Genomic DNA, 14,853 nt, shown 5'->3' on the forward strand with positions numbered 1-14,853 from the left:
TCCCCGGGCATCGACGACCTCACAGCCGCCAGCTATATCGATCCGTCATGGACTCCTCTCGAAAAATTCGCAAATTTTGACCATGTGGTCAATTATCAAGAATGGATTGTCTTGCGCCATTGGATAGACCCCAGGTGAGCAAGAAGACCCCGTTCCGGCGGTCCGCGAGCGGCAGCCGCATCCAGGAAGCCAATCGCGAGCGCATTCTGAGCGCAGCACTCGAAGTCTTTGCCAAGCACGGCTTTCGCGGAGCCACGCTGGACATGATTGCCGGGCGTGCCGGCATGTCCAAGCCCAACCTGCTCTACTATTTTCGCTCCAAGAGCCAGATCTATGCCGCCGTTCTCGAAAACACGCTGGACGAATGGCTGGAACCGCTCAGGGGAATGACAGCGGATGGCGAACCTCTCGACGAGATCGAAGCCTATCTGGACCGCAAGCTGGAGCTCGCCCGCGACCGCCCCGAAGCGTCACGATTGTTCGCCACCGAGATCATCCAGGGCGCGCCGCACATCAAGGAGGTCCTCGAAGGCCACTTGCGCGATCTCGTCGCGGAAAAATGCTCACTCATCCAGGAATGGATCAATGCCGGTCGACTGGCGCCGGTCGAGCCACTGCACCTCATCTTCATGATATGGGCGATGACCCAGCACTACGCAGATTTCGACACACAAATAAAGGCCGTCTCCGGCACCGGTCTCGACGACGGAACTTTCACCGCGGATGCGCGCACGGCCATCCGGCAACTGCTTTTCGAAGGACTGAGGCCACGCAGCCGGAATCAAGCCGACAGGGCATAGAGACCGCCCGCTTCCACCCCTTTCCCGTTCCGCCCGCGCATCCACCGCTCGTTCCAGGAAACCAGCATCAGCAGGTTCCACAACTCGAAACGACGATCGGCCCGGCCAGCGATGTGCTGATTCCACATGGTCCGGGCATAACCCGCATCGATGCCGGGCAGTCGCCCCAGCACGGAGACATCAAGCAGTGCCTCGGCCCAGTCCCGCATCGGGCCGCGAAGCCACTCATGAATCGGAATGCTGAACCCCTTCTTCGGTCGCTCGAACAAATGCCGCGGCAGCTCGCGTGCCAGCAGTTCACGCAGCATCCATTTGGATCGTCCCGGACGATGGCGCTTGGATGCTTCCAAATGCCAGACATACTCGACCAGGCGATGATCAAGAAGTGGCACACGAGCTTCGAGCGAAAACGCCATGCTCGCACGATCGACCTTGGCAAGGATGTCTTCCGGCAGATAGGTGCGCATGTCACAGAGTTGCAGATCGCCCGGCATTTCGAGGGCGGTATCATGTTGCCACGCATCGACGACCGGCTCCTCGATGCCGGGAAACAGCCGGTCAGGGTGTCGCCAGTGACTGAGCACATCACGCATCAGCATGGTCGGACGGGTGCCGGCAGCCATGGCCAGCCTCTGCGCCCGCTCATCGATGCGCAGTTCGGTTCCGGCCATGCGTCCCAGCGCCTCGACGGCACCGATAGCGCCGCCCGGCAAACGGTCGATCCGGTTCAGCCAATGCCGCGCCGACGCGGGAAGGACGCCAAGCTTTCGCTTGAGCGCCATGACATCGCCGTAACGGGTATAACCGGCAAACATCTCGTCGCCGCCATCGCCCGACAGCGACACCGTGACATGTTCCCGGGCAAATCTAGAGACGAGCAGCGTCGGCAGCTGTGAAGAATCGGCAAAGGGTTCATCGAACCATTCGGGCAATTGCGGAATGAGCGCCATCGCCTCGCCCGGATCGAGCGTCAGCGCATGGTGCTCGGTACCCAACAGTTCGGCGATCCGCATGGCCTGGTGCGATTCGTCGAAACGGGGATCGGTGAAACCGATCGTGAAGGTCTTGACCGGCCGACCCGCGAGCTTCTGCATGCGCGAAACCGTCAGGGAACTGTCGATGCCACCAGACAGGAAGGCCCCGATGGGCACATCGGCGACCATGCGCATCTTTACTGCGTCGGTCAGAAGCGCATCGTACTGTTCGATCGCCATGTCATCATCGACCTTGAGCGGATCGCTCACCCCCTCTTCGGCAACCGCAGCGATGTCCCAATAGCAGCACTCCCCTATCCGGCCGCTCCGGTCGATCGTCAGCATGTGCCCGGGTTCGAGCTTGCGCACTCCGCTGTAGATCGAATGCGGTGCAGGCACATAGCCAAGGCGCAGGAACTGGGCGACCGCGCCCTCATCCATGACCGGCCGGAATTGCGGATGGCCCAGGAAGCACTTGGGCTGCGATCCGAACAAGACGGCATCCCCGAACCGGCCCCAGTACAGCGGCTTGATGCCAAGACGGTCGCGAATCAGCGTCAGCCTTCCGCTTTCGCGTTCGAAAACCGCGATGGCAAACATGCCGACCAGTTGAGTCAGCGTGTTTTCAATGCCGAACAACGCCATATGCTCGACCATGATTTCGGTATCGGAGTGACCGCGCAGGACAACTCCCCGCTCATCCAGCCGGCCTTTCAGTGTCGCCGCGTTGTAGATCTCGCCATTGAAGACGATGGCCAGCCGACCACCCCGCGAGAGCATGGGCTGGTGGCCGGCCTCGGTCAGATCGATGATGGCAAGGCGCCGGAAGGCAAACGCAAGACCCCGGTCCGTGTCGCACCAGACGCCATCGGCGTCAGGCCCCCGATGTTCGATGGGCCGGGCCATGGCCCGGGCAATTTGTTCGGCACCTGCACCATCGACAGGCGAAGAAGGGGCATAGAATCCGGCAAAGCCGCACATGGCTGTTTCCACAACAATCAGGGACGCCGGCTTTTACACCATTTTGACGATCATTTCCGACCGTGGTCCGTTTCAGCGTATCTTGGGACATCGCCACGACGAACAGGGGGACCTGAAGGACGACATCGCCGCACAAATCGCTCCCCCAACATCCGCCCGTCCGTACTGCAAGATGGCAAGTGGAAAATATTTAAGGTTTTTCTTCCTATCATATCTTGTTTCATGCTAGGATCTTCCCATTGTTCTGGAGATCGACATGCCTGGATTTCATCGACCATCGCCAGCCGGACCGATATGCGCCTGCGGGTCGTCCGAACGGCCTTCATGTGCCATCACACCGCGATCACCTCTGCGTCGGCGGATAGGGTGAGTTGACGCCATGACCGTACGGTTCATCTGGTTCGCTCTCGGCCTTGTGGGGTTCGGAGCGCTGGCCGGTGCGGCGTTGCTGGCCGCGACCATCCAGGCGGGTATCATCGCCGGGCCCTGGAAGCCCACCGGGCCTGCCGGCATGGCCGCGACGCTGGGCGGGCTCGCCGTCGCCTGCATACCGGCAGCTGCCCTGCTCGCTGTCCTGCAGCACCGTCTCACCTCCTTCGTCGACGATCTCACCTGCATGATGGATGGCCATCCGGGAACGTCGACAGCGGATCCATCCACCAGCTTCGTCAGAGAACTGGATCGGGTAGCGCATTCCGCCTGGCAGATGTCGCAGTCCGCAAGTGACCGCCAGCGGCAAATGGTACAGCTGCAGGAACGGACCGAACGGCAACTCGAAGAAGCCCACGATCTCGGCAAGCACCTGATCGAATTTTCCTACGCCTCGTCCCACGACCTGAAGGCGCCCGCCAATACGGTATCGGCCCTGCTGGGCATCGTGCTCGAAGACTATTCGACCCAGATCCCTCGTACCGCACTCGAACACATCACCAATTCGATCATGTTGCTCGACCGGATGCGCACGCTCGTTACCGACATCCTGCAATATGCGATGCTCTCCGACCGCAGGAACTTCCAGATGGCACCCATCAGCCTCGAAGAGCTGTTCACGCAACTGGAAGAAGACATGCAGGAGATGATCTCCAGGCACAAGGCCGTCATCGTCCGGGACCCTCTGCCCCGTATCGACGCGAGCCCGGTTGCCGCCAGAGCCCTGTTCCGGAACCTCCTCGGCAACGCCCTCAAGTTCTGCGACAAGCCCACGGCCATCATCAAGGTGGGCTGCGAGAGGCGCGACGGTGCTGTCGTCCTGAGCATCACCGACAACGGCATGGGCATCGACCCCGAACATCACGCCAGCGTCTTCGACATCTTCATCAAGCTCCACACATTCGACGAATATCCGGGCACCGGCCTTGGACTGTCGCTTTGCAGGCGAATCGCCCAGGAGCATCGCTGGCACATCGAACTTCGGTCCGAAGTCGGTATCGGCAGCACCTTCCTCATTCACATGCCAGAAAGGATCGAACCGTGACGATCGACAAGGTGATCATCATCGACGATGACAGGTTCGACCGGATGCTGGTCCAGCGTGCCATCCGCAAGGCCGGCTCGACCGCGGAGATCTTCGAATTCGCCTGGGCCGATCCAGCCATGGAGTTTCTGAGCGGCATCGACGATCTCAGCGGATACATCATGTTCATCGACATCAACATGCCACGTGTCGATGGCTTCCAGTTCATCGACCGCCTGCATGCGATGCTGGCCGATCGACTGACGGCCATGAAAATCGCCATCGTCTCGACTTCGATGCACCCCAGGGACCGTTTGCGCGCTGGCAAAGATCCCCGCATCACCTACTATTTCGGAAAGCCGGTCTGTGTCGACGAACTCGCACGAAGCGTGTTCGGCAAACCGGATGTCGGATGCCGGAGCGATGAGACCACGATGCCCGATAACGGGTGAGACGAGCCGACGACCGGAAGCAGCCGGCGGCAAGGGGTACCGGCTGGCAAGACCGTTCCTGCCGGTCATCCTCGTCGGGCTCGCCCTCGCCACGACGGTGACCGACGGCCATTCGGCGTCGGCGTTTTCACCGCGCTCCATTCATATCGGCCAGATCGCCATTACCGGGCCGCATGGCGAACGGGGCACGATCGACGGCGTCGACATCGACCGCAAGACATCCATCATCACCCTGGGTCGACTGCGGATCGATGCGTTGGGCGGCCGCGCGATGATGGACGGACTGGAACTGACACCCGAAGGGTCCCGGGGCTCACCCGTCCTGTGGCTTGACGGGATCAGCCTGCGGGCGATCGCCGATACGCTGGCGCTGCCGGATTTCTCCGGAGACGGCCTGTTCGACGGCAACCTGCCTTTCCATGTCGGCGCCGATCTCGTGCCGGCGATTGACAGTGGCATGGTCATGTCGCGTCAACCGGGCATCATCCGCTATCGTCCATCCGGGAACGCACCGACCGACACGCCCGCGGAGGCCGGCGGCATGGCATTGCTGATGCAGGCTCTGGAAAACTTCCACTATGATCGCCTGACGCTTACAGTCGACGGAAAGCTGGACGGGTCGATGCAAGCGGGCCTGCAACTCGCAGGCCGGAACCCGGATCTGTATGGAGGACACCCGTTTGATCTCAACGTCAATCTCGAAGGAGCCCTGGCCGGCCTCGTTCGCCAGGTCCTCGACAGCTATCGCCTCCCCGACATTCTGGCCGGGAACGCGATGGACTTCATTCGCCGGCCTCATGCTGCTGGCGGCACTCGCTAGCGCCTGCCAGCCGACCGTCAAGGTCGAAGCTCCCGAGAAACCCATCACCATCAACCTCAACGTCAAGATCGAGCAGGAAGTCCGGGTCAAGGTCGAAAAGGACGTGGATGAACTGCTGACGGACAAGGAGCTGTTCTGATGCGCCTTCTCGCCTTTCTCTTCATTCTTCTCCTGGGTGCTGCACCGGTGATGGCCGAACCGCTCGACGACGCTAAGGCCTCGGGCGAACTCGGCGAGCGGATCGACGGCTATCTGGGCGTTCCCCCCGATGCCGGCGGTTCGGCAAAATCCCTGGCCGACGAGATCAACGCCAAACGCGAAAAGAGCTATGCCGAAATCGCGGGCAAGCGCAGCGTGCCGGTGAAGGCCGTGGCGGCCATCGCCGGCGAGAAGATGGTCGAAAAGGCGCCGGCCGGCGAGTGGGTGATGGACAGCTCGGGCTGGCGCAGGAAGTAGGACAGCCGTTGGCCCATCGATGTCCCGCGGTGACGGATATCACCGCTCGCATCTCCTCGGACGGGTACAGTGTGGCTGTAACGAGGTGGCAAGAGATGTTCACTCACGGTTCGATCCGCACGCTGATCCTGTTTGCAGGCCTGGTCCTGCTCGCTCCGGTCAATGTCTACGCTGGGCAGAGAGTAGCACTTGTCATGGGCAACGGCGCCTACAGCCACGCCGGCAAGCTGCCGAATCCACCCAATGACGCCCGCTCGGTGGCCCGGAGCCTGCGGGCGATCGGCTTCACCGTCTTTTCCGGCATCGACCTCGATCTCGATTCCATGCGCGGGCTGAGCCGGGACTTCGCCCGTTCCCTCGACGGTGCCGATACCGGCCTGATCTTCTATGCCGGCCACGGCCTGCAGGTGAATGGCGAGAACTATCTCCTGCCGGTCGATGCCGAACTCGCTCACGAGAGCGATCTCGCCTACGAAACCATCTCCCTCGGCGACCTGATGAGGCAGCTTGAGGCACCGGACCGAGCCAGTGTCCTGATCCTCGATGCCTGCCGCAACAACCCGCTCGGCCGCAGCTTCCAGCGCCGGTCACGCAATGCAACCGTTGGCAACGGCCTTGCACGGCTCAGTGCCGGTACCGGCTCGATGATCGCATTCGCCACGGCACCGGGCGATGTCGCCCTCGACGGCGACGGCCAGCACAGCCCGTTCACTACGGCCCTCATCAGGCATCTCGCGACCCCGGGGCTCGAAATCAACCAGCTGATGACCCGCGTGCGGGCCGACGTCTATGCCAGCACCGATGGCGATCAACTCCCCTGGACGAATTCTGCCCTGCTTGGCGAACTCTATCTTGTTCCGGGCGATGGCTCCGCGGTACCGCTGGCAGCTCCCGCGCCGGCAGCAGCATCCGCAGCCGGGCCTGTCACGATGTTGCCGCAGGAGGCTGCCCAGGCGCGGCCCGCGACAATGCCGCCACCGTCGGCGCGAAGCGAACCGCCGCCTTTCACAATGGTCGCCTGCAAGGCCCGGTCCGGTGCCGCCTGGGCGGGAGAGCGCTTCCTGACTTTCCAGCAATGCAAGGACATCGGCGGCGACTGGCGCCTGCTGCAGTGAGGAGATGGATCATGCCGCAACCGGGAACGATCTCGAAACGACTGCAACGAGTCGGGTGGTTCGCCATCGCCGCTCTCGCCACGGGCGTACCGCTGGCCCATGCGGATGGCGGGCATCGCACCGGACCCGCCGCGATTGACCGGCCGCTCGCCGATCGGCGGTGCGAGGCCCTCGCCTCGGGAATGACTTCCAGCGAGAGGGATTTTCGATTGTTGCTGGATTTCTGCCAGCGCCTTGAAATCCGCCCACAGGGGTATGTTGCCTATCCGGGATACGGCTATCCGGTTGACCCGGTCCTCGAATATGGCCGGCCTGCCGCCAGCAGCGGGCAGGACTATTTCGTCAAATGCGCTGTCGGGACCGATCCCGAATGGATCGAGTTCCGCCTGGTCACCCGCAGCCAGTGCGAGGCAGCACAGGGTACGCCTCGACAGTGAACGAGGTCATACCCCTGCGGCCTTCGGACCGGTGCTCAGCTTCCGCCCTGGCTCTGCAACTGGGCCACCAGCTTGTTGAGACCATCGACCAGCGAGGCAATGATGACCTTGCCCATGTCCGTCGATGCATAGGCACTGGCACCGCCGCCGAGCCTGTTGATGAAGCTGTTGCCCCTCAGGGCGAAGTCGGTGTTCTTCGACGACCCCTCGGCGGCGGCCACCTGAAGGCCGCTGTCGGTCTGAGTAAGGAACAGCACGGTCTGGGCCTCGGCCTGGGTGAGGCCGACGCTTCCGGCGACCTGGGTGAGCGTGTTGCCGACACTGCCGAACAGCCCGCCCAGATTGGCCAGGCCGCCGCCACTGTTGCTGTCCGCGAATGTCAATTGTGGCGTAAGATAATACTGCGCTCGCACGAGTTTCTGCTCGCCCTGCCCCGTGCTGCCGGTGAGTTGATCCTCCTGGCGGATGCGCGTCAGGCCGGCGCCACGGTCCACGACATTGAAACATCCCGATTGGGCGACCAGCAACCGGAGGATGGGTAGCGGCGATTCCACATTGTAGCGGGTGTAGCTTGCATACTGGTCTTCGACCAGCGCCACCGTTCCCAGAGGAGCCGAACATCTCGGCAAGTCACCATTCGCCCCCTGGGCATTTCCCGCAAGCCCGGCAGAACCCGTGGCCATGCTGGACCCGCCACCGAGTTCATTGGTGGAAAGACAAGCCGTCAGGCTGAGGCATGCTGCCAAGCCGATGACGAACGATTTCACGGTCATAATTTCACTCCCCGGAGATTCTCTCAACGTCGATCCCCTTTGTGTCCGTGCGGTAACAAAGCAATACAGGGATCCTACCGCAATGGTAAATATTTACCGCCCGCCTGCACCGGGATATCGATGAGCCTTGGATTGGCTTTGCCCACCCCTTTTGATACAAGCCGCCTACGCCCGAGTTGAGCTGCGCCAAGGTTACGCCCCATGTCCGACATCTCGCCCATCATCTGTGCCATCGACCGGCCCGATCTCGATGGTGCCATGGCACTCGCCCGAACGCTCGACGACAGTGTCGGCACGATCAAGCTGGGACTGGAGTTCCTCTATGCCCAGGGTCCGGCGGGCGTGCGTTCCCTGGGTGAACTGGGACGACCGATCTTCCTTGATGCCAAGCTCAACGACATTCCCAATACCGTCGCCGGTGCCATGCGCGGCATCGTCGAATTGCCGGTCGCGATGATGACCCTGATGGCATCCGGCGGATCGGCGATGATGCGATCGGCATGCGAGGTCGCCCACGGCTCCGCCAGGCGGCCGTGGGTCCTGGCCGTGACCGTGCTGACCAGCCTCGACGACGCCGACCTCGTTGCCACCGGCGTGAACGCCCCGTCGACCGATCAGGCGCTGAGGCTGGCGGAACTGGCGCTGGAAGCCGGTTGCGACGGCATCGTCTGTTCGCCCCTGGAGATCCGCGCCATGCGCGAGCGTTTCGGCGACATCCCGAAACTGGTGGTGCCGGGTATCCGTCCCAATGCCGGGACCGATGACCAGAAGCGGACGATGACACCTGCCGAAGCCCTGCGCGCAGGCGCCGATCGCCTTGTCATCGGACGGCCGATCACGCAGTCCGCCGATCCCGCCAGGGCAGCCAGCGACATCCTCGCCGGACTGGCGGAGGCGGCCTGAGATGGCCATCGACGTCAAGATCTGCGGCATCACCAACACGAACGATCTCGTCGCAGCGGTCGCCAGCGGTGCCGCCTATCTGGGGTTCGTCTTCTATCCGCCATCACCGCGGAACGTGGACATTTCGCGCTGGAAGCAACTTGCCTCCGGTAGTCCGTCGACCGTGCCGCACGTCGGTGTCATGGTCGATCCCGAGGATCGCTGGATCGATGAAATTCTGGAAACGGCCCCGCTCGACTATATCCAGCTTCACGGCAGGGAGACACCGGGGCGGACATCTGCAATCCGGGAACGCAGCGGTGTCCGGATCATCAAGGCGATCCCGGTCCGCAATGCCGACGATGTCGACAGGCACAGGGACTATCTCGATTGCGCTGACATGATCCTCTTCGATGCGAAACCGCCCGCGACCGCGGGAGCGATCCCCGGCGGCAACGGCATCAGTTTCGACTGGCGCCTGCTCGCGGGGCATCCGATCGGACTGCCGTGGATACTGGCGGGCGGTCTCGATGCCGACAATGTCGCGGAAGCGGTGAGGCTCACGGGTGCCTCGACAATCGATGCGTCGTCCCGGATCGAAAGCGAACCGGGCCTGAAGAACCATACGGAAATGAAGCGCCTCTTGACCCGCGCCAGCACGCTGGTACGAGGCGAAACACGCGAAACCGAGGTAGTACCGCATGACAGCGACTGAGCCACGCCCCAACAGCTATCGGGCCGGACCCGACGAGAGCGGACATTTCGGCATTTACGGCGGCCGCTTCGTCGCCGAGACGCTGATGCCCAACATTCTCGAACTGGAGCAGGCCTGGGAAACGGCAAAGAAGGACCCGGCCTTCGATGCCGAGCTCAAGAGCTGGTTCGCCGACTATGTCGGCCGGCCATCGCCGCTTTATCATGCAGGCCGCCTGAGCGAACATCTCGGCGGTGCGAAGGTCTACTTCAAGCGCGACGAGCTGAATCATACCGGTGCTCACAAGATCAACAATTGCGTCGGACAGATCCTGCTCGCCCGACGCATGGGCAAGACCCGGATCATCGCCGAGACGGGTGCCGGCCAGCATGGCGTGGCGACAGCCACCGTCGCCGCGAGGTTCGGCCTCGAATGCATCATCTACATGGGCGAGAAGGACATCGAGCGGCAGCAACCCAACGTGTTCCGCATGCGCCTGCTGGGAGCGAAAGTCGTTCCGGTGACCTCCGGCTCGCGGACGCTCAAGGATGCCATGAACGAGGCGCTGCGCGACTGGGTCACCAATGTCGAGAATACCTTCTACATCATTGGCTCGGTGGCCGGGCCGCATCCCTATCCGGCTCTGGTGCGCGACTTCCAGGCGATCATCGGCCAGGAAGCCCGCGAACAGATCCTCGACAAGGAGGGACGACTGCCCGACCTTCTCGTCGCGGCGGTCGGTGGCGGCTCCAACGCCATGGGACTGTTTCACGCATTTCTGGACGATCCCGGCGTGGGGATCATCGCCGTGGAAGCAGCAGGCGACGGCATCGAGACCGGTCGCCATGCGGCAGCCATGAGCGCTGGCGAACCCGGCGTCCTCCACGGCGCCAGATCCTATCTGCTGCAGGACGATGACGGACAGGTCATCGAACCGCACTCCATATCGGCTGGTCTGGATTATCCCGGCATCGGCCCCGAACATAGCTGGCTCAAGGACATGGGCCGCATCCAGGTCACCGCCGTCACCGACCGAGAGGCGCTGGACGCGTTCGCGCTGTGCTCGAAGCTGGAGGGAATACTGCCCGCTCTCGAACCCAGCCACGCACTGGCCCAGGTCATCAAGACGGCACCGGACATGGACCGTAACGACATCATCGTCATGAATCTATGCGGCCGGGGCGACAAGGACGTCTACACCGTCGCCAGCCACATGGGAGTGAAGCTTTGAGCACACGCATCGAACGACGGTTTGCCCGGCTGCGCGATGAAGGCCGCGCCGGTCTCGTCACCTTCCTTTGCGGCGGCGATCCCGACCCGCAGATATCGCTCGATATCATCAAGGGGCTGCCCGCGGCCGGCGCGGATGTGATCGAGATCGGCATGCCCTTCTCCGATCCGATGGCCGATGGCCCGTCGATACAGGCCGGCAATCTCCGTGCCCTCGATGCCGGCACGAAACTTGCCGATATACTCGCCATGGTCCGCCGCTTCCGCGAGACGGACGACGAGACCCCGATCGTGCTCATGGGCTATTTCAACCCCATTCACCGCATGGGCACGGCGGCGTTCCTGGACGAGGCGAACGATGCCGGCGTGGACGGCTTCATCATTGTCGACCTGCCGCCGGAGGAAGACAGCGAATTGTGCCTTCCCGCACTCGAACGCGGCCTGAACTTCATTCGTCTCGCCACTCCGACCACCGATGACAGGCGTATGCCGCGGGTCATGACCCATACATCGGGTTTCCTGTACTATGTCTCGATCACCGGCATCACGGGTGCGGCAGCACCGGTGGCCACCCGGGTCGAAGATGCGGTAAGGCGATTGCGACGCCACACATCGCTTCCGATCGCGGTGGGCTTCGGGATCCGTGAGCCGGAACAGGCCGCTGAGATCGCACGCCATGCCGACGCTGCGGTCGTGGGATCGGCGCTGGTCGACCTCGTCCGCTCGCATCTCGATGGACAGGGCAGGGCGATGCCCGGTCTCGTCGAATCCGTTCACGACAAGGTTCGCGCGCTGGCCGAAGCCGTACGGGGAGCACGACACAGTTGAACTGGCTCACCAACTACGTCCGGCCCCGTTTCCGTGCCCTGGTCCGCAGCTCGGACAAGCCGGATGTACCCGAGAACCTGTGGCATCAGTGCCCCGCCTGCGAACGGATGATATTCCATCGTGACCTGCAGTCGAACCAGCGCGTCTGCCCGCACTGCAACCATCACATGCGTGTGGGACCGGCCTACCGCTTCGACGCGATTTTCGACAAGGGCAGCTGGCAGAAGATCGAACTGCCCAAGGCCCCGGTCGATCCGCTCAAGTTCCGTGACGTCAAGCGGTATTCGGATCGGCTCAAGGAGGCGCAGGCCAGAAACAGGATCGGGGATGCGCTCGAAGCCGCTCACGGACGGATTGGCAGCCAGCCTGCGGTGATCGCGGTGATGAATTTCAGCTTCATGGGCGGTTCCATGGGTGCGGCGGTCGGCGAGGCCTTCATCACCGCGGCCAGGCTGGCGGTGATGCAGGAAGCCGCTTTCATCGTCTTCACGTCCTCCGGCGGAGCGCGGATGCAGGAAGGTGCCCTTTCACTCATGCAGATGGCCCGAACCACCCTGGCCGTCGAGAGTGTCAAGGAAGCGGGACTTCCCTATGTCGTCGTATTGACCGATCCGACAACGGGAGGTGTTACCGCGTCCTTTGCCATGCTGGGCGATATCCACATCGCGGAACCCGGTGCCGTGATCGGCTTCGCCGGTGCCCGCGTCATTGAACAGACCATTCGCGAGAAGCTGCCTGAAGGTTTTCAGCGCGCCGAATACCTGCTGGAGCACGGCATGGTCGACATGGTCGTACATCGCTTCGAGATGAAGGCAACGCTGGCGCGGCTACTGGAATTGCTGCGGGTCAAGGTGCTGCCCGATACCGAGATTGCCGCCGGAAGCCCGCCGACCCATGCCCTGCCCGCCCCCGAAAAGATCATTCCTGCGGACAGCGATGATGACTGAATTCGGCAGCGATCTCATCCTTGCCAGGCTGCAGCAATTGCATCCCAAGAGCATCGACCTGTCGCTGGCCCGCATCGAAAGACTGCTCGACCGGCTTGGACATCCCGAGGCCCGTTTGCCACCGATCGTCCATGTCGCGGGCACCAATGGCAAGGGGTCGACCCTTGCCATGCTCGACGCCATGCTCACGGCGGCGGGCCACAAGGTGCACCGCTATATTTCACCGCATCTGGTGCGCTTCAACGAGCGCATCATGCTGCACGGACAACCCATCGACGAATCCCTGCTGGCCGATGTGCTCGACGAATGCGAGCAGGTCAATGGCGGCGATCCGATCACGTTTTTCGAAATCACGACCGCCGCGGCATTTATCGCCTTCGGTCGCATGCCGGCCGACTATCTGCTGCTGGAGACAGGATTGGGAGGGCGGCTCGATGCCACCAATGTCATCGACCGTCCCGCGCTAACTCTGATCACTCCCATCTCGATGGACCACGAAACCTATCTGGGTGCGGATATCGCCTCCATCGCCGGCGAGAAGGCCGGCATCATCAAGGCCGGGGTGCCTCTGATTACAGCACCGCAGGACGATGTGGTCCATGCCGTGCTGGCTCGGCATGCCGCCGAGCGGAAAGCTCCCATGTTGGCCCTTGGCCGCAATGTAGGATTTTCGACGGACGGCCAGAATATCCAGCTCGAAATGAACGGCGAATGGCAATCCTATCACCGCCCTGCCATGCGCGGGTCTCACCAGCTGGAAAATGCCGGACTGGCAATCCTCGCCGCGTGCCAGCTCGGCCTCGATCGGGCAAGTATCGTCACCGGCTTGCATGAAGCCCGCTGGGCGGCACGCCTGCAACGACTGACGGGCGGCCCGTTGCGCGGCCGCCTTCCGCCATCATTCGAACTTTGGCTCGATGGCGGCCATAATCCGGCCGCCGGCATCGCCATTGCGTCGAGCCTGGCCGAAATTGCCCCTGATCGACCTGTGGACCTGGTGCTGGGCATGCTGGAAACCAAGGATACCGGGGCATTCCTTGCGCCCCTGCACGGCCATATCGACCGTTTGCGCTTCGTGCGAGTACCCGACGAGGCCCTTAGTCGCGATCCCGCCGTGGAGGCGTCACGGGCACGGGAACACGGCTGGAGCGATGCCGAGGCATCCGATACGATCGAGGCCGCCCTCGACAGTCTTTGCGATCGCCGGAGCGATGCGCCTCGCACAATCCTCATTTGTGGATCACTTTACCTCGCTGGCTACATCTTGCGACAAAACTACCGAACAATTATCGAAAACTGCACTGACTGTTAACCTCACCTTTACCGTTGCCGCCTAGAATGACGTTCTTGATGGAATGGCGTGATCCGAAGAAATCCGCCTTTGCCAAAAACACGAAGGGACGTCGATGAGCGCTGAACATTCGGATCAAGACGCGGAACTGCGCGAAGAGCTCGAAGAACTGACCTGTCAGATCCAGGCGACGATGCGTGAAGTGGCAACCCTGCGCCATCCGATGATGGGACATGATCGCGTCGAGGCGGCTGTCGATGAACTGGCGGCTATTGTCGCGGCGACGGAAGTCGCCACCGAGCACATTCTCGCCGCTGCCGAGAAACTCGACGGAATTGCCGAAAACCTCGACAGCGAACAGGCCGCCGAGATAGGCAGCACCGTAACCAACATCTACGAAGCCTGCAACTTCCAGGACATCACCGGCCAACGGATCAGCAAGGTGATGGCACTGTTACGCGACGTTGATAGTCGACTTCTGGCGATGATCAAACATTACGGACAGGACCGGTTCGCAGCCCTTCCCGCTCCATCGAACATCACCAGAGAAGCCTCCCTGCTCAACGGCCCGGCCCTGCACAGGAACGGCCTGCAACAGGACTCGATCGACGCATTGTTCGGCTAGGAACACGTACCGATCCGGAGTAACCGCCGCCCCGCCGCCACCATCATCGAACGGGCTTCCCTGTCGTTCTCGTATTCCACCCGATCGGGAAGCGC

The 14,853-nt window shown here is 62.4% G+C and carries 17 protein-coding genes; 15 read left to right on the top strand and 2 right to left on the bottom strand.

The features are described 5' to 3' along the window. The first annotated feature begins 101 nt into the window (after positions 1-101). Complete coding sequence (gene rutR, locus H6851_15980) at positions 102-800, top strand: HTH-type transcriptional regulator RutR (GenBank protein MCB9945105.1); 699 nt, start codon at positions 102-104, stop codon at positions 798-800. Here rutR and asnB read toward each other — a convergent pair. After that, entirely contained in the window at positions 782-2,755 is a 1,974-nt protein-coding gene (gene asnB / locus H6851_15985) for an asparagine synthase (glutamine-hydrolyzing) (GenBank protein ID MCB9945106.1), read from the bottom strand. The genes rutR and asnB overlap by 19 nt on opposite strands. A 379-nt stretch (positions 2,756-3,134) precedes the next feature. Here asnB and H6851_15990 point away from each other — a divergent pair, with 379 nt between their 5' ends. The 7 genes from H6851_15990 to H6851_16020 all read left to right on the top strand — a co-directional run bounded on the left by H6851_15990 (position 3,135) and on the right by H6851_16020 (position 7,488). Continuing rightward, entirely contained in the window at positions 3,135-4,229 is a 1,095-nt protein-coding gene (locus H6851_15990) for a hypothetical protein (GenBank protein MCB9945107.1), read from the top strand. After that, complete coding sequence (locus H6851_15995; GenBank protein MCB9945108.1) at positions 4,226-4,660, top strand: response regulator; 435 nt, start codon at positions 4,226-4,228, stop codon at positions 4,658-4,660. The genes H6851_15990 and H6851_15995 overlap by 4 nt, the downstream gene beginning before the upstream one ends. After that, positions 4,632-5,480, top strand: coding sequence for a YdbH domain-containing protein (locus H6851_16000; GenBank protein MCB9945109.1), 849 nt, complete (start codon positions 4,632-4,634; stop codon positions 5,478-5,480). Before H6851_15995 ends, H6851_16000 begins: the two co-directional genes overlap by 29 nt. Further along, positions 5,458-5,619 carry a YnbE family lipoprotein gene (locus H6851_16005; GenBank protein ID MCB9945110.1) on the top strand — a complete coding sequence of 54 codons (162 nt, stop codon included), beginning with the start codon at positions 5,458-5,460 and terminating at the stop codon, positions 5,617-5,619. Before H6851_16000 ends, H6851_16005 begins: the two co-directional genes overlap by 23 nt. Next, complete coding sequence (locus H6851_16010) at positions 5,619-5,936, top strand: YdbL family protein (GenBank protein ID MCB9945111.1); 318 nt, start codon at positions 5,619-5,621, stop codon at positions 5,934-5,936. Before H6851_16005 ends, H6851_16010 begins: the two co-directional genes overlap by 1 nt. A gap of 95 nt (positions 5,937-6,031) precedes the next feature. Then, positions 6,032-7,051 (top strand): caspase family protein, encoded by a 1,020-nt coding sequence (locus H6851_16015; protein ID MCB9945112.1) that lies wholly within the window; start codon positions 6,032-6,034, stop codon positions 7,049-7,051. 11 nt (positions 7,052-7,062) lie between these two features. Continuing rightward, positions 7,063-7,488: a hypothetical protein gene (locus H6851_16020; protein MCB9945113.1), complete on the top strand. Its 426-nt coding sequence runs from the start codon at positions 7,063-7,065 to the stop codon at positions 7,486-7,488. Positions 7,489-7,523: 35 nt separating this feature from the next. On the opposite strand, the gene H6851_16025 is transcribed toward H6851_16020, so the two are convergent. Next, entirely contained in the window at positions 7,524-8,261 is a 738-nt protein-coding gene (locus H6851_16025; GenBank protein ID MCB9945114.1) for a peptidoglycan-binding protein, read from the bottom strand. Between the two features lie 201 nt (positions 8,262-8,462). On the opposite strand from H6851_16025, the gene pyrF reads away from it, so the two are divergent. The 7 genes from pyrF to H6851_16060 all read left to right on the top strand — a co-directional run bounded on the left by pyrF (position 8,463) and on the right by H6851_16060 (position 14,758). Next, on the top strand, positions 8,463-9,164 hold the full coding sequence (pyrF, locus tag H6851_16030; GenBank protein ID MCB9945115.1) for an orotidine-5'-phosphate decarboxylase: 702 nt from the start codon (positions 8,463-8,465) through the stop codon (positions 9,162-9,164). 1 nt (position 9,165) lies between these two features. Then, positions 9,166-9,858, top strand: coding sequence for a phosphoribosylanthranilate isomerase (locus H6851_16035; protein ID MCB9945116.1), 693 nt, complete (start codon positions 9,166-9,168; stop codon positions 9,856-9,858). Continuing rightward, positions 9,845-11,068, top strand: coding sequence for a tryptophan synthase subunit beta (gene trpB / locus H6851_16040; protein MCB9945117.1), 1,224 nt, complete (start codon positions 9,845-9,847; stop codon positions 11,066-11,068). The genes H6851_16035 and trpB overlap by 14 nt, the downstream gene beginning before the upstream one ends. After that, a complete protein-coding gene (locus tag H6851_16045; GenBank protein ID MCB9945118.1) occupies positions 11,065-11,895 on the top strand; it encodes a tryptophan synthase subunit alpha in 831 nt (276 codons plus the stop codon). Before trpB ends, H6851_16045 begins: the two co-directional genes overlap by 4 nt. Continuing rightward, positions 11,892-12,842: an acetyl-CoA carboxylase carboxyltransferase subunit beta gene (locus H6851_16050; GenBank protein ID MCB9945119.1), complete on the top strand. Its 951-nt coding sequence runs from the start codon at positions 11,892-11,894 to the stop codon at positions 12,840-12,842. Before H6851_16045 ends, H6851_16050 begins: the two co-directional genes overlap by 4 nt. Further along, on the top strand, positions 12,835-14,154 hold the full coding sequence (locus H6851_16055) for a bifunctional folylpolyglutamate synthase/dihydrofolate synthase (GenBank protein ID MCB9945120.1): 1,320 nt from the start codon (positions 12,835-12,837) through the stop codon (positions 14,152-14,154). Before H6851_16050 ends, H6851_16055 begins: the two co-directional genes overlap by 8 nt. Before the next feature lie 94 nt (positions 14,155-14,248). Beyond that, entirely contained in the window at positions 14,249-14,758 is a 510-nt protein-coding gene (locus tag H6851_16060) for a protein phosphatase CheZ (protein MCB9945121.1), read from the top strand. Positions 14,759-14,853: the final 95 nt, after the last annotated feature.

The sequence above is a fragment of the Geminicoccaceae bacterium genome (genome assembly GCA_020638465.1).
GTDB lineage: Bacteria > Pseudomonadota > Alphaproteobacteria > Geminicoccales > Geminicoccaceae > JAGREO01.